General features: G+C 72.0%; 13 protein-coding genes. 10 read left to right on the top strand and 3 right to left on the bottom strand.

From position 1 onward, the window contains the following. The coding region (locus tag AC061S_RS26870; RefSeq protein WP_478688453.1) for a cellulose binding domain-containing protein at window positions 1-555 on the bottom strand (555 nt) is incomplete at its 3' end. A 292-nt stretch (window positions 556-847) separates the two neighbouring features. Between AC061S_RS26870 and AC061S_RS26865 the strand changes: the two genes are divergently transcribed. The 9 genes from AC061S_RS26865 (at window position 848) to AC061S_RS26825 (ending at window position 10697) form a co-directional block, all read left to right on the top strand. Next, on the top strand, window positions 848-1447 hold the full coding sequence (locus AC061S_RS26865; protein ID WP_478688452.1) for an acyltransferase: 600 nt from the start codon (window positions 848-850) through the stop codon (window positions 1445-1447). A gap of 437 nt (window positions 1448-1884) precedes the next feature. Next, entirely contained in the window at window positions 1885-3054 is a 1170-nt protein-coding gene (locus AC061S_RS26860) for a hypothetical protein (protein WP_478688451.1), read from the top strand. After that, the gene (locus AC061S_RS26855; RefSeq protein WP_478688450.1) at window positions 3051-3830 is read left to right on the top strand and encodes a WecB/TagA/CpsF family glycosyltransferase; all 780 of its coding nucleotides are present in this window, start codon (window positions 3051-3053) and stop codon (window positions 3828-3830) included. The genes AC061S_RS26860 and AC061S_RS26855 overlap by 4 nt, the downstream gene beginning before the upstream one ends. Next, window positions 3830-5086, top strand: a complete 1257-nt coding sequence (locus tag AC061S_RS26850) for a nucleotide sugar dehydrogenase (RefSeq protein ID WP_478688449.1) — start codon at window positions 3830-3832, stop codon at window positions 5084-5086. The genes AC061S_RS26855 and AC061S_RS26850 overlap by 1 nt, the downstream gene beginning before the upstream one ends. A gap of 4 nt (window positions 5087-5090) precedes the next feature. Then, window positions 5091-6218 (top strand): non-hydrolyzing UDP-N-acetylglucosamine 2-epimerase, encoded by a 1128-nt coding sequence (gene wecB / locus AC061S_RS26845; protein ID WP_478688448.1) that lies wholly within the window; start codon window positions 5091-5093, stop codon window positions 6216-6218. A 201-nt stretch (window positions 6219-6419) separates the two neighbouring features. Further along, window positions 6420-7181: a YveK family protein gene (locus AC061S_RS26840; protein ID WP_478688447.1), complete on the top strand. Its 762-nt coding sequence runs from the start codon at window positions 6420-6422 to the stop codon at window positions 7179-7181. After that, complete coding sequence (locus tag AC061S_RS26835) at window positions 7178-8719, top strand: oligosaccharide flippase family protein (RefSeq protein ID WP_478688446.1); 1542 nt, start codon at window positions 7178-7180, stop codon at window positions 8717-8719. Before AC061S_RS26840 ends, AC061S_RS26835 begins: the two co-directional genes overlap by 4 nt. A gap of 4 nt (window positions 8720-8723) precedes the next feature. Continuing rightward, window positions 8724-9842, top strand: a complete 1119-nt coding sequence (locus AC061S_RS26830) for a hypothetical protein (RefSeq protein WP_478688445.1) — start codon at window positions 8724-8726, stop codon at window positions 9840-9842. A gap of 18 nt (window positions 9843-9860) precedes the next feature. Next, a complete protein-coding gene (locus AC061S_RS26825; RefSeq protein ID WP_478688444.1) occupies window positions 9861-10697 on the top strand; it encodes a glycosyltransferase family 2 protein in 837 nt (278 codons plus the stop codon). A 10-nt stretch (window positions 10698-10707) separates the two neighbouring features. On the opposite strand, the gene AC061S_RS26820 is transcribed toward AC061S_RS26825, so the two are convergent. After that, window positions 10708-11727 (bottom strand): glycosyltransferase, encoded by a 1020-nt coding sequence (locus AC061S_RS26820; protein ID WP_478688460.1) that lies wholly within the window; start codon window positions 11725-11727, stop codon window positions 10708-10710. After that, window positions 11622-13700 carry an O-antigen ligase family protein gene (locus AC061S_RS26815; protein WP_478688443.1) on the bottom strand — a complete coding sequence of 693 codons (2079 nt, stop codon included), beginning with the start codon at window positions 13698-13700 and terminating at the stop codon, window positions 11622-11624. The genes AC061S_RS26820 and AC061S_RS26815 overlap by 106 nt, the downstream gene beginning before the upstream one ends. Window positions 13701-13782: 82 nt before the next feature. Between AC061S_RS26815 and AC061S_RS26810 the strand changes: the two genes are divergently transcribed. Further along, window positions 13783-14478, top strand: a complete 696-nt coding sequence (locus AC061S_RS26810; RefSeq protein ID WP_478688442.1) for a hypothetical protein — start codon at window positions 13783-13785, stop codon at window positions 14476-14478. Window positions 14479-14511: the final 33 nt, after the last annotated feature.

Here is a 14511-nt window from a genome sequence, read left to right as displayed (position 1 = left end):
CCCCGAGGGCGCGGTCGTCGCGGGAGCGCTCGTGCCGGCCGTCGGTGTCGGTGCCTGCGTCGGCGCGGTGGTCGGAGCGCCGGTGGGACGGCCGCCCGGCGGAGGCGTCGGGCCCTGGTCCGGCGAGCACGTGGCTCCGTTGATCCGGCAGCCCGTCGGGTTGCCGGGGTGTGCGCTCGCGCTCGTGACGAAGCCGATCGTGACGGAGGCTCCCGCGGCGAGCTCCTTGTTCCATGCCTCCGGTTTCACGGTGACGTGGCGGCCGCTGACCGTGTGCGAGCCGTTCCACAGGGAGTCGAGCGTCGTGCCCGCGGGCAGGTCGAACTCCAGGGTCCAACCGGTCTGTGTCCGGCTCTTGTTGTTGGTGATCACGTACGTGCCGGTGTAACCGCCGCTCCAGGAGCTCGACTTCGTGTAGACCGCGCCGACGGAGGCCGCCTGGGCCGTACCCGTGAAGGCGAAGGCGGCCGCGCCGATCAGCACCGCCACCGCCGTCCCGCCCGCGGCCTTCGCCTTCTTTCCCGTCCTGCGCCGGTGACCGGTCGTGCTGCCCATCGCGTGCCTGCCTCTGAATTGCTGGGGAGTTCGGGGTGCGGCAGCACGCTAGTCTCCAAGAAACGGACATTTGATCGATTCGGGACGGTGGTCGCGAACCTTAGGTTCCGCTTAAGGAAGCGATCGGGCGACCTTAAGCCGCCCGGCCGAGGCCGACCGCGGTCCCGTCAAGTCCGGTGTGTGAAAAGTCGGTTGATCTCCAGGACGCTCCGGCCCGATGCCGCATATGCTCCCTCCGTACCTCAATGCGAGGTACATCCGAACGCCTCGCGAGCCGTAAGGGGACCACCCCGTGAGTGTCCGAATACAACCCTCCTCCCAGGTCGACGAGACGGCCGAGCTCGGGGAGGGGACCACGATCTGGGATCTGGCGCAGGTGCGGGAGGACGCCAGGCTCGGCCGCGACTGCATCGTGGGACGCGGGGCGTACGTCGGCCCCGGCGTGCTGATCGGGGACAACGTCAAACTGCAGAACTACGCGCTGGTCTACGAGCCCGCCGAACTCGGCGACGGGGTGTTCATCGGCCCGGCCGCGGTGCTCACCAACGACTTCTACCCGCGGGCGGTCGATCCCGACGGCCGGCAGAAGCGCGGCGGCGACTGGGAGGCGGCCGGGGTCGTGGTGGCCGAGGGGGCGTCCCTGGGCGCCCGGTCGGTGTGCGTCGCGGGGGTGCGGATCGGACGGTGGGCCCTGGTCGCGGCCGGCGCGGTCGTGTCCCGGGACGTACCGGACTTCGCGCTCGTCGCCGGGGTGCCCGCCCGGCGGATCGGCTGGGTGGGCCGGGCCGGCGTCCGACTGGTGGAACGCGACGGCGAGCCGGGCACCTGGGAGTGCCCGCGCACCGGCGCCCTGCACGTCGAGACCGACGGAACCCTGGCCGAGCGCACCTGACGCAACGTCGGCAATTTGGGTCAATGGCATTTCCTCAAAACCACAATCAATGAACATCCTTGGGCATACCTTGTCCCTGTACACGGGATCTGAGCAGGCAACAGGCTTTGTTCAGTGGGGGGTTGTACACGACGAGGGCAATCGCGGACGAGGTGGCGGCCGGCGCAGCACCATGCGCCCGTACGCCGCCGCCGTCTCGCGCGCGCCCCGATCCGGAACTTCGCTGGAGGGGGATCCAGCGGGCCCGGACCGCACGTGCCATCGGGGGGATCAATCCGTAGGCACGCGCACCGTCATGCGCAGTCCCCTCCGCCGAACGACGACCGCCGGGTCTGTCCTAGGAACGATTCAGAGGGGGTAGGTGTGTTGGAGCCGTACGGCTACAGCTCGGACATACAGGGCGAGCAGGATACGCGGGGAACCGGGGTGGGGAACCGGTGACCGCGAGACGATTAGAAGCACTGGCCCACGAGGACCCGTCGCTGCACGCCCTCGCCGAGCGGCTGCTCGCGCTGGCCGAGGCGGGGCTGCCCGAGATGTACCTGCCGGGCGCGGAGACCTTCGTCTTCACCCGGGTGGGGACCGTCTCCCCCTACGGCGTGAGGCGCGTGGAACGGCGCGGTACCAGCACCCGGTACGCGGCCATCACCGTGCTGGGCGCGCGGTTCCTCCCCGAGGAGCGGCAGCGCGCCCTCTTCGACGGCCGCAGCGCCGGGGAGTTCACGGCGCTCCTGGTGGAACGGCTGCCCGCGGTGACCAACCTCGGCGACGCCGCGCTCATCGCCTGGGCCGCGGCCGAGACCGGCCACCCCAAGCTCGCGGACGCCGTGGCGCGGGTGGCCGAACTGGACGTCCCCGGACGTCCGCAGTACACCGTGGAAGCCGCCTGGGTGCTCTCCGCGCTCACCGCGGCCCGCACTTCGGTGGACGTCGAGTACCGGCTGGCGGCCGCGCGCGACCGCCTGCTGGCGGCCAGGATCGGCGACAGCCCGCTGTTCCCGCACGCCACCGGGCCGGGGCTGGTCTCCGGCTACCGCTCCCACGTGGCCTGCTTCGCCGACCAGACCTATCCGCTCCAGGCGCTGGCCCGGCTGCACGCCGGCGCCCCGGACCCGCGGGCCCTCGCGGCCGCCGACGCGTGCGCCGCCCGGATCTGCGCCCTGCAGGGGGACGGCGGACAGTGGTGGTGGCACTACGACGCCCGGACGGGCGGCGTGGTGGAGGGCTACCCCGTCTACAGCGTGCACCAGCACGCCATGGCCCCGACGGCCCTCTTCGACCTGGCCGAAGCCGGCGGTACGGACTTCGGCGCGGAGATCCGCCGGGGTCTGCGCTGGATGACGGAGGTGCCCGAGATCAGCGGGCCCGACGGCACCCCGCGCGAGCCCATGATCCGCGAGGAGTACGGGGTCACCTGGCGCAAGGTCTATCGCGGCGATCCCGCCAAGGCCGTGCGCGCCGCCCGCGGACTCACCACCCGGGTCGCCCCGCGCGCCCGGCTGGCCCCGCTCGACCGGATCTTCCGCCCCCTGGCGGTGGACCGCGAGTGCAGGCCCTACGAGTTCGGCTGGCTGCTCCACGCCTGGCTCGGGGGGCTCGGGAGATGAACCACAGACAGTCGCTCTTCGGAGTGGCACTCGACCCCCTGACCATGGACGAGACGGTCCAGCGCTGCCTCGACGCCGTGCAGCGCGGTGAACAGATCGAGATCGGCATGGTCAACGCCGCCAAGCTGGTCAACATGCGCCGCGACCCCCGCCTCGCCGCGGCGGTCGCCGGCTGCGACCTCGTCCTGGCCGACGGCCAGGCCGTGGTGTGGGCCGGCCGCATCCTCGGGGTCCGGCTGCCCGAACGGGTCGCGGGAATCGACCTGTTCATGCGGCTGCTCGCCGCGGCGGAGACCGCCGAGGTCCCCGTCTATTTGCTCGGCGCACGGCAGGACGTGCTGGACCTCATGCTCGGCCGGATCGCCGGGCGGTTCCCCGCACTGCGCGTGGCCGGCAGCCGCAACGGCTACTTCGAGGACTCCGAACAGGGCGAGATCGCCGACGCGGTGGCCGGGAGCGGTGCCCGGATGCTGTTCCTCGGCATGACCTCGCCCAAGAAGGAGATCTTCACCGCCGGCTACGGCGAGCGCACCGGCGCCCACGTGGTGCACGGCGTCGGCGGCTCCTTCGACATCCTGGCCGGCATCACCAAGCGCGCCCCCCTGGTCTGGCAGCGGATGGGGCTCGAATGGTTCTACCGGACCCTCCAGGAACCGCGCCGCCTCGGCAAGCGCTACCTCACCACCAATGCTGCCTTCCTCCTCATGACGGTCCGGGAACTCATCCGCCGCACACCGTCCACACCGTCTGCCGGTTCCGCGAACAGGAGTCACTGATGCGCGTCGTCGTCGTGGGACAGGGATACGTCGGCCTTCCGCTGGCCGTCAGGGCCGCCGAGGTGGGACACCAGGTGGTCGGCTACGACGTGGACACGCGGCGGGTCAAGAGCCTCGCCGCCGGCGAGTCGTACGTGGAGGACGTCTCCTCCGCACGGCTGAGCCGGGCGCTGGAGCTGGGCACGTACCAGGCCAGTGACCAGGCCCGGGACTGCGGCGGCTTCGACGTCGCGGTCGTCACCGTTCCGACCCCCTTGCAGGACGGCGCCCCCGACCTGCGCTACATCGAGGAGTCCGCGCACACCCTGGCCCGCTTCCTGCGGCCGGGAGCCACCGTCGTACTGGAGTCGACCACCTACCCGGGCACCACCGAGGAGCTGTTCGGCCCGATCCTGGAGGACGGTTCGGGTCTCACGGCCGGCGTGGACTTCCACCTCGGCTACAGCCCCGAGCGCATCGACCCCGGCAACAAGGTCTGGGGCTTCCAGCAGACGCCGAAGGTGGTCTCCGGCGTCAACGCCCTCTCGCTGAAGGCCGTGGAGACCTTCTACGCGGGCCTCGTCGACACCACGGTGCCGGTCCGCTCCCCCAAGGAGGCGGAGCTGGCGAAGCTGCTGGAGAACACCTTCCGGCACGTGAACATCGCCCTGGTCAACGAGATAGCCATGTTCGCCCGCCACCTCGACATCGACGTGTGGCAGACCATCGAGGCCGCCTCCAGCAAGCCGTTCGGCTTCATGAAGTTCACCCCGGGCCCCGGCGTCGGCGGGCACTGCCTGCCCATCGACCCCTCGTACCTGTCGTGGCGGGTGCAGCGCGAGCTCGGTCAGAACTTCCGCTTCGTGGAGCTGGCCAACGACATCAACAGCCACATGCCCGAGTACGTGGCGCGCCGCGTCATGGACGCGCTCAACGCCAAGCGCCGCTCGGTCAACGGCTCCCGGATCCTGCTCCTGGGACTGGCGTACAAGAAGAACACCGGCGACGCCCGGGAGTCTCCGGCGGTCCGCGTGTCCCAACTGCTCCTGGACATGGGCGCCAAGGTGCGCGCGGCCGACCCCCACGTGGTGGAGAGCATCAAGGTCGACGCCCGCCTCTCCCGGGTGGAGCCGACCCGCAAGGAGCTGGCCGCCGCCGACGTGGTCGTGCTGCTCACGGACCACGACTCCTTCGACTACCCGATGATCACCGAGCACGCCTCGCTGATCCTCGACTGCCGCAACCGGCTGTCGGGACCCATGGTGGAGGTGCTCTGACTCCGTGCCCAGAATCATCTGCGTGGCCGGGGCCCGGCCCAACTACATGAAGATCAAACCGGTGATGGACGCCCTGGAGGCCCGCGGCGCGGAGGTCGTCCTCGTCCACACCGGCCAGCACTACGACGAGTCGATGAACGACGTCTTCTTCCGCGACCTCGGCATCCGCTCGCCCGACCGCTATCTGGGAGCCGGGTCCGGCAGCCACGCCCGGCAGACCGGCCGGGTGATGGAGGCCTTCGAGCCGCTGCTCGACGAAGTGGCCCCGGACGCGGTCGTCGTGGTCGGCGACATCAACTCCACCCTGGCCTGCGCCCTGGTCACCGCGAAGGCCGGCCCGCTGCTGGCCCACGTGGAGGCGGGTCTGCGCAGCCGGGACTGGAGCATGCCCGAGGAGGTCAACCGGGTCGCCACCGACCGGATCAGCGACTATCTGCTGGCCCCCTCCCCCGACGCCGCCGCGAACCTGCGGTCGGAGGGGTACCGGGAGGACCAGATCCACGTCGTCGGCAACGTCATGATCGACACCCTGCTGGCCAACCTGGAGCGGGCCCGGAGCTCCGACGTCCTCGACCGCTACGGGCTCACCCGCGGCGGCTACGGCCTGGTCACCCTGCACCGGCCGGCCAACGTGGACGATCCGGACGCCCTGCGCGGCCTGTTGAAGGCGCTGGGCGAGATCGCGGGCCGCTGCCCGCTGCTGCTCCCCGTGCACCCGCGGGCGGCCGAGCGGCTGGCCGAGATCGGTGTACCGGGCGGCATCCGGCTGGTGCCGGCTGCCGGATACCTCGATTTCATCGCCCTGCAGGACTCCGCCCGCGTGGTGCTCACCGACTCCGGGGGCGTCCAGGAGGAGACCACCGCGCTCGGCGTGCCCTGTGTGACCCTCCGGGAGAACACCGAGCGCCCGATCACCGTCGAGCAGGGCACCAACGTCCTGGCGGGCACCGACCCGGACCGCATCACGGCCACCGTGCACCGGGTGCTCGACGATCCGCCCGCGCCCCGCTGCCCCGAGCTGTGGGACGGCCGCGCGAGCGAGCGCATCGCGCAGGTGCTCCTGGAGGGCGGGAGCGCGGCGACCCGGCCGCGGCCCACCGACCTCGTCCCGGGCACCGCGCCCGTCGTCTAGTGCTGTGGCCGGAAAGGTTTTTTTGCCGGGTCGCGGTGTCCGGTGCGGTGCATCGCAAGGCGGAGGACCGCGACTCGTACTGGACGTACCGTCGTGGTCCGACAACGCGGCGAGGTGCCGTGCCGGGCGCCGTGACACGGTGAACCTTTCCGGTCACAGCACCGTTTCCACCCCCGTTCCACCTGGATCGAAAGAAGGCTGATGGACCTCGCGGAGATCTGGCGGGTCATGCGCAGGCGCTGGTACGTGCTGCTGCCCGGGCTGCTGCTCACGGCCGCGCTCATCACCGGCGTGTACCTGCTGGTCCCGGTGGAGTACCGGTCGCAGAGCACGGTGACCCTCCTGAACTCGAAGAAGGCCACGGTCGCCTTCGACGGCAACCCGTTCCTGAGCACCCAGGCGTCGCTCACCGGCATGGCCGACGGGCTGGCCCGCAACCTGAACTCGGACGATTCCAAGGCCGACCTCAAGGCCCAGGGACTCACCGGCGTGTACGAGGCGAAGATCGCCGACAACGCCCAGGGGCCCTTCATGTGGCTGAGCGTCACCGGCACCGACCCGGCCGCCGTCCTGAAGTCGGACCAGCTCTTCACCGCGTACGCCGAGAAGCGGCTCCTGGAGTTCCAGGCCCAGCAGTCGGTGACCCCGGAGGCCATGATCCGCATGGCGACGATCGTGCCTCCGCAGAAGCCGGAGGCGCAGACGAAGACCCGGCTCCAGTACCTGGTCATGGCGGCGGCGCTGGGCTTCGTACTCAGTCTGGTGGCCACCTTCTTCGTCGAGGCCCGGCGCCGCAAGGCCGACAAGCCCGGCCGGCGCAAGCCCGGGGCGGCCGACCCCGGTCCGCCCGAGCACCCCGGTCCCGGCACCGGCGATCACCACACCGGCGCCGCCGACCCCACGGCGACGATGGCGCTCAAGGTCCTGCCCCCGTCGGCCTTCCGCTCCAAGGCATCGCCGTGACCGCCCCCACCACGGACACCGGGACCCAGGACCCGCCCGAGGATCCGCCCGAGATCCCGTCCACGGTCCCGTCCGAGGCGCCGTCGCTGGGGCGCAAGGTGGGTTCCGCCGCCCGCTGGAGCCTGGTCAACACCATGGTGATGCGGCTGGGCAACTTCGTCACCGGCATCATCCTCGCCCGCTTCTTCCTCGGCCCCGAGGCCTGGGGGGTCTACGGGATCGCCCAGACGGTCCTGCTGGTCCTGCTCTCCGCGAACGAGCTCGGGGTCTCCCTGGCCATCGTGCGCTGGGAGGGCGACCCCCGCCGCTTCGCCCCGACGGTCCTCACGCTGAGCGCCGTCTCCAGCCTGCTGCTGTACGCGGGCCTGTTCGCGGCGGCCCCCGCGGTGGCCGGGGTGCTCGGCTCGCCCGAGGCCTCGGGCGTGCTGCGCGTGATGTGCGTGTGCGTGGTCCTCGACGGGCTCTCGCAGGTGCCCGCCGGCTTCCTCACCCGGGAGTTCCAGCAGGGCCGGCGGATGGCCATCGACGCCGTCAACTTCGTCCTCAGCACCGCGGTCACCCTGCTGTTGGCCGTCCAGGGCTGGGGTGCGATGAGCTTCGCCTGGGGCTCCGTCGCGGGCAACGTGGCCGCGCTCATCGGCTGCTGCCTGGCCGCGCCCGGCACCCTGAGGTTCGGCTGGGACCGGGAGCAGGCCCGGGCCCTGCTGCGCTTCGGGCTCCCGCTCGCCGGGGCCAGCATGCTCGCGCTCGGGGTCGTCAACGTGGACACCATGGTGGTGGGTTCCTCCCTCGACCAGTTGGCCCTCGGCTTCTACGTGCTCGCCTTCAACATCTCCGGCTGGCCCGTGCGCATCATCTCCGAGGCGGCCCGCCGGGTCTCCTTCGCCGGGTTCTCCCGGCTGGCCGACAGTGAGACCGGAGGTGGGCCGGGAGCACTGGCCGGCGGATTCGGCCGGGCCCTCGGCGTCGTGATGACGGCCACGGTCCCGCTCTGCGTGCTGCTGGCCGCCCTCGCCGGGCCGATCGTGGAGCTCGTCTACGGGGCGCGCTGGCTGCCCGCCGCCGCCGCGCTGCCGTGGCTGATGGGGCTCGGACTGGTCCGGATCGGCTGCGAGCTGGCCTACGACTGCCTGGTGGCCATCGGCCGCCGCCGCTCCCTCATCGGGGTCCAGGGGCTGTGGCTCGCCGTCCTGGTCCCGGTGCTGGTGGCCGGCGCCGGAGCGGGCGGGATCGAGGGGGTAGCCCAGGGCCACGTCCTGGTCGCCGGGGCCGTCGTGGTGCCGGTGTTCCTCTTCGCCCTGCACCGGGGCGGCGTCGGGCTGGGCACCGTGGCGCGCGCCTGCGCCTGGCCGTTCCTGGGCGGCGCCGCGATGACGGCCGTGGTCCTCGGTCTGGAACGGCTCCTCGGCGACGGCGTCCTCGCGCTCCTCACGACCGCGGCCGCCGGCACCCTGTGCTACGCCGTGTGCGTCCTGCCCAGCCTCGGGTTCCTGCGCGGCACCACGCCGGCCGCCGCGGCCACGACGATGAAGGACTGACACCATGGCACGCGTTGGCAAACGGTTGTGGGCCTGGCTGCTGGCCGGGTTCTTACTGGTCGCCGCCCTGACCCTCTACCAGGCCGAGCGGACGGGCCGCAGCGAGCCCGCGGCCGGATCCTGCCCGGAGAGCGCCCTCGAATGCCCCGGCGAGGAGAAGCCCCTTCCCCTGCCCGTGCCCGTCGAGCCCTCCGTCTCGCCGTCCGCTCCGGTCGCCCCGAGCCCTTCCGCGACCTCCGCCGCCCCCTCGCCCACTCCCCCGCCGGGCAGCAGTGCGCCGCCCGCACCGGGCCCCGCCTGCAACGCCACCTCGCCCGGCGCCTGCGGCTTCCCCGACGCGCGCTCCACCGGTCCCCGGATCGCGCTGGAGCGGCACGACATCGGGAACATGTCGGTCAAGACCGACGGCATGGTCATCAAGGGCTGGGACATCCGTGGTTCGCTGGACGTCTACGCCGACAACGTCACCGTCATCGACAGCAGGATCACCTCGACCAACTGGTGGGGCATCAACCTCCGTCCGGGCTTCAAGGGCCTGCGGGTCCTGCACACCACGATCACCGCCCTGCCGGGCAAGGGCCCCGACAACGGCGGCGTCAACTACGCGGTCTCCAACATGGGCGAGAGCTCCGTCGAGGTCGGCTGGTGCGACATCTCGGTGTTCGGCAACGCCCTGTCCATGGGCCAGGGCAATCTGCACGACAACTACGTGCACGACATCGTCGCCTTCCGCAATCTGGGCGGGGAGTGGCAGCACACCGATGCCGTGATCAGCGGCGGCGGCAACAAGGGCCGCCTGACGGTCCGCCACAACACGCTGCTGAACTCCGTCCCGATCGACAAGGGCGCCAGCGCCGCGCTCGGGCTCTTCGCCGACACCGGTGTCGTCTCCAACGTGGTGGTCGACGACAACTGGCTGGCCGGAGGGGCGTACGCGCTCTACGGCGGCGGCCCGGGAGCCACCGGCATCCAGGTCACGGACAACGTGTTCTCCACGCAGTACCACCCGCACAGCGGGCTCTACGGGGCGGTCGCCGCGTGGAACGCGGGCGGCGCGGGGAACGTGTGGCGCGGAAACCGCATGTCGGACGGGCGGCCCGTCGTACCCGAGCCCTCCCCCTGAGCACCGAGAGGACACGACATGCGCCGCATCGCCCGGGCCCCCTGGGAGCTGCTCAAGCGGGCCTTCGGCTGGCTGGTGCTCTTCGAGGCCAGGAACAAGCTCCTGCTGGCCCCCTCCGCCGTGCGGCTGCGCCGTTTCGAGAACGCGGAGACCAGCAGGCTCGGGGCGCTCCTCGGTCGGCCGCCGTCCGCGCTGGTCGCCACCGTGATCGCCACCCACCGGCGCCCCGAGGCCCTGCGCGCGGCGGTGCGCTCGGTGCTGGCGCAGACCGTGGCGGACCAGGTGGTCCTCGTCGTGGACGACGGCGCGGGGCTGCCCGAACTCCCCTCGGATCCGAGGCTCTTCGCGGTGTCCCTGGCCCGGAACACGGCCACGGCCGGAGTGGTGCGCAACGTGGGGATACGGCTGAGCCGCTCGCGGTACGTGGCCTTCCTGGACGACGACAACCTGTGGGAGCCGGACCATCTGGAACAGGCCCTGACGGTCCTGGAGTCCCCCGGCGGGCCGGACGCGGTGTACACGGCGCTGCGCAGGATGCTCCCCGACGGATCCCAGCGGGACGTGCTGTCGGTGCCCTTCGACCGCCGCCGCTGCGCGCACGAGGCCTTCCTCGACACCAACGCCTTCGTGGCGCGCCGCACCCCGGCCCTGTACTTCAGCCGGCTGCGGCGGACCCCCGAGGTCCTGCCCCGCGAGGACTGGGAGCTGGTACGCCGCTACAGCCGGCGCCACGAGGTCCGCCACCTGCCCCGGCCGACCGTCCGCTACCTGGTCAACCCGGAGAGCTTCTACACCGCCTGGGACGGACCGGAGCCCACCGGTCCGGCGCCCACGGGTCCGGCCCCCGCCGCCTGAGCCGTCCCGGTCAGGGTCCCGGCGTGGCGCGCAGCGCGGTGCGGCTCGCCAGGGCCCGCGCCGCGGCCCGGTTCGCCGGGCGGCCGAGCGCCGCCCGGGAGGTCTCCCGTAGCAGCACCGCCGCGCGGAAGGCCGCGGTGGCCGGCGCCGAGTGGCGGCGGCCGTAGAGGCGTACGCGGTTGAGGGTCAGCAGGGTCCACAGGCGCGGGGAGACCTGCGAGTCCCCGCCGAGGTGCACGGCCGAGGCGGCCGGTTCGAGGCGGGTGGCGAAGCCGCGGTCTCCGGCGCGCAGGCAGTACTCGGTCTCCTCCGAGTACAGGAAGAACGATTCGTCCCAGGCTCCGCAGGCCTCCAGGCACTCCTGGGAGAGCGCCATCAGCGCGCCGGTCGCCCAGTCGGCGACCGTCTTGCGGCCGTACGCCGAGGGATCGGTGACCAGCTCGCTCCATCGCGGGAAGCGTCCGGCGCGACGGTTGCCTATCACGGCCTCGCCCAGGGCGCGGGTCACCCGGGACTCCCGGCGCAGCGAGTAGTGGAGCGTCCCGTCCTCCTCGTACAGCAGCGGGACGCTGATCCCCACCCGGCCCCCGCCGGCCACGGGGTCGCCGAGCGCGCCGACGAGCAGCTGCGCGCAGCCCCGCCGCATCCGGATGTCCGGATTGCACACCAGGGCGGCGCGGAAGCCGCCGTCCCATCCGGCGGCTGCCCCCAGGGCGGCGTTCACCCCGGCCGCGTAGCCGGCGTTGCGGCCGGTCTGGACGACCGTGGCCCCGGGGGCCAGCGACCGGATCAGGTCCACGGTGTCGTCGGCGGAGTCGTTGTCGGCGACGACCAGCCGCCAGTCGACCCCGGCCATACCCTGCGGCAGGGAGGCGAGGAACTCGGGTATCACCCGGGCGCTGTTCCAGGTGACGACGACGACGGCTACGGGGCCGCCCGCATCCGGCTGGTCCGGGCGACGGGCGGCTGAGGGGCTGGAAGCTGTGCCGTCGAAAGCTGTGCTGTCGGAAGCTGTGCTGTCGGATGAGATGGGGACTCCACGGTTCGGGGCTCGGGCGGCGCTGCGCGCCGGATGAAGCCGAGGTAGCTGCCGCCGGCGGCGATCGTCAGGAAGAACATCCCGGCGAACATCGGGAAGCTGAGGGCGTCGAAGGTGGCCGCGCTGACCAGGGCGACGAGGGCCGAGGCGAAGAACGCCTGGCCGAGCTCCCGGTCGGACTCGTCGGCGGCGAGACGGCGGATCGCACCGCCCTGGTGGATTCCGGTGAGGAACAGCGCCAGGAGGGCGAGCAGACCCAGCAGGCCCATCTCCGCCAGGGTGAGCATGTACTGGTTGTCGGTGAAGAAGTACAGGTCCGGGGTGAAGGTGCCCAGGCCCCGGCCGAACAGCGGGCGTTCCTCCAGGTAGGGCACGATCGCGCTGTACTTCACCGTGCGGGCCTGGGTGCTGCTGTCGGAGTTCGACACGAAGGACGCGAAGAGCGTGGTGATGGTGCCGATCAGTCCGGGGACGAGCACCTTGAAGACGGCCACCGAGCCGAGCAGCAGGCCGAAGGTGGTCCAGCGGCGCTGCGGCTTCCACCTCGGCACCATCACCAGCACCACGATGAGGGCCCCGATGATGGAGGTCCGCGACACCGTCAGCGGCAGGGCGCCGCCCATCAGCGCCACCGGCGCCCAGCGGCGCCAGCGGCTGAGGTGGGCCCGGACCGGATCGAAGGCCTGCTGGATCGCGAAGGGCAGCAGCAGGGCGAGCATGCCGCCGAACTCCAGCGGCTGCGCGGTGGTGGAGCGCGGCCTCGTGAACGCCCCGCGGTCCAGGGTGGTGATCTGGGCGACACTCGACTGCAGCCCCGGGATGCTGATCTTCTCGGCGATGTTCGTCGCGGTGAAGAAGTCGTAGTAGCCGATGGCGGCGACCACGGCCCCCATCACGACGGCCCGCCGCAACAGCACGTCCAGGCGCGTCCGGTCCTGGATCCCGGCGGAGATCAGCACCACCAGCGATACCCAGACCAGCAGTCCGATCAGCCCCCGGTCGGCGCCCAGCACCTCCTTGTGGGAGCTTCCCCGGGAGGCGTTCGCCAGGTACGAGGCCAGGACCGAGACGGCTAGCAGCCACATCGCGACCCGGGGCAGCCGGGTGCCGGGTGCCGGTCTGATCCGGCCGGTCAGCCAGGTCGCCAGGTACCAGAACAGGGCCAGGAGCGCGAAGACGTTGGCCGGGGTGCCCACGCCGCCCAGGCCGGGCAGGGTCAGGTTCGAGGGGATGAAGAAGGCCAGCCCCAGATAGCCGGTGAGCAGCGCGGTGGCGTCCAGCTCGCGGTGGCGTGTCCGCCTGCGCGCGCGCCTCGTGGCCGTACCGGCCGCGGCCTCGGCGGCCTCGCGCCGTCGCCGGCGGCCCGCCAGCAGGCTCTCCAGGACGAAGGAGGCGGTGAAACCGGCGACCAGGCCGGCGATGATCACGGCCAGTACCTGCTGGTAGCGGGTCTTGAGCTGTGGTTTCGGGGTCTGCGGCAATACCACGGGGGCCGTCTGGACGAAGTACGCGGGCTGTACCTTGGCCGCCGCCTGGAGCGCGTTGAGCTGCTCCCCGGCGAAGTCGGTGAGCGTGCTGGTCTCCTTGAGCACGTTCTCCCGGTTGGTGCCCGTGACCGTCAGCGTGAGCATCGGGCCGGAGGCGTTCGCGGCGAAGCCGACCGTGTAGGGATCGGTCACCCCGAGGCCGTGCAGGTCCCGCGCCGCGTCGGCGCCCGACAGGGTCCTGATGAGGACGTCGGCGGTCACCACGAGCGAACCGCCCGCGTTCGCGATGGGGTTGCCGAAGGCGGGGGCCAGTTCGGCGACGGCCGTGGAGTCGAGCAGGGCCACCGAGCTCTGGGACTGGTACGACACCGGGACCGACTGGTACAGCTGCGCGCCCGCGAGGACTCCGCACAGCGTCAGGGGCGCCATGACGTACCAGCGGCGCCGCAGTACCGCTCCTATCTCACCGATGTTCACGAACGCTCCCTCGCAACTGCCCTGGAACCGTTGGCGTGTTGCCCGGCGTCCTGGGAAGATCGAACACGACGGAAGGAATCCTGTGTCGCCTGGTGAGCTGTTCCGCACGCTGCGCCGCCGCTGGTACGTGCTGGTCCTGGCGGCAGTGCTCGCGGCCGCCGGGGCGCTCCAGGTGCTCCGTCCCACCACGACCTACGTGAGCACCGCGATCGTCGTGCTCAAGCCGCCGGTGACCAGCAACCAGCCGAACCAGCTCGCCAATCTGCAGCCGCCGCTGGCCGCCGTCTCCCTCGCCGCCGTACAGCAGTTGGACTCCTCCGACGGGGAGGCCGAACTGCGCGCCGCCGGGGTGGCGGGCACCTACCGGCTGATCCCGCGCAACAGCGGTACGAGTGTCACCCCGCGCTATCTGATCCCCTCCCTCCAGATCCAGGCGGAGCACACGGACCCGGCCACGGCCGACCGTTCGGTGCGAGCAGTCGTCGAGGTCTACGGAAAGCACCTCGCGGACATGCAGGCCGAGCAGCGGATCCCGGCGGCGGGCCGGATGAGCGTCACCGTTCTCGTGCCGCCCTCCTCGGTGGCGCTGACCGGGACGAAGAGCCGCGGACTGGCCGGAACGGCGGTACTGGCCCTGGTCGCCGGGGTGGCCTGCGCCCTGTGGACCGATCACTTCCTGGCGGGCCGCGCCCGGCGCCGGCGCGCACGCGCCGACGCCGGAAGCAGCGGGCCGCAGCGGGACGGGCGCCCCGAGCCCGCGGCCGCGGCGGCCCGCTGAGACAGCGGGCCGCCCGGCCGCCAACGCCCCTGG

Source organism: Streptomyces sp. CA189 (assembly GCF_056428985.1).
This window is presented reverse-complemented; position numbering and strand designations above follow the sequence as displayed.

Coding starts and splice junctions, on each gene's coding strand:
- AC061S_RS26840 (WP_478688447.1), top strand. CDS start 6,420: ATGGACCTCGCGGAGATCTGGCGGGTCATGCGCAGGCGCTGGTACGTG.
- AC061S_RS26825 (WP_478688444.1), top strand. CDS start 9,861: ATGCGCCGCATCGCCCGGGCCCCCTGGGAGCTGCTCAAGCGGGCCTTC.
- AC061S_RS26855 (WP_478688450.1), top strand. CDS start 3,051: ATGAACCACAGACAGTCGCTCTTCGGAGTGGCACTCGACCCCCTGACC.
- AC061S_RS26850 (WP_478688449.1), top strand. CDS start 3,830: ATGCGCGTCGTCGTCGTGGGACAGGGATACGTCGGCCTTCCGCTGGCC.
- AC061S_RS26830 (WP_478688445.1), top strand. CDS start 8,724: ATGGCACGCGTTGGCAAACGGTTGTGGGCCTGGCTGCTGGCCGGGTTC.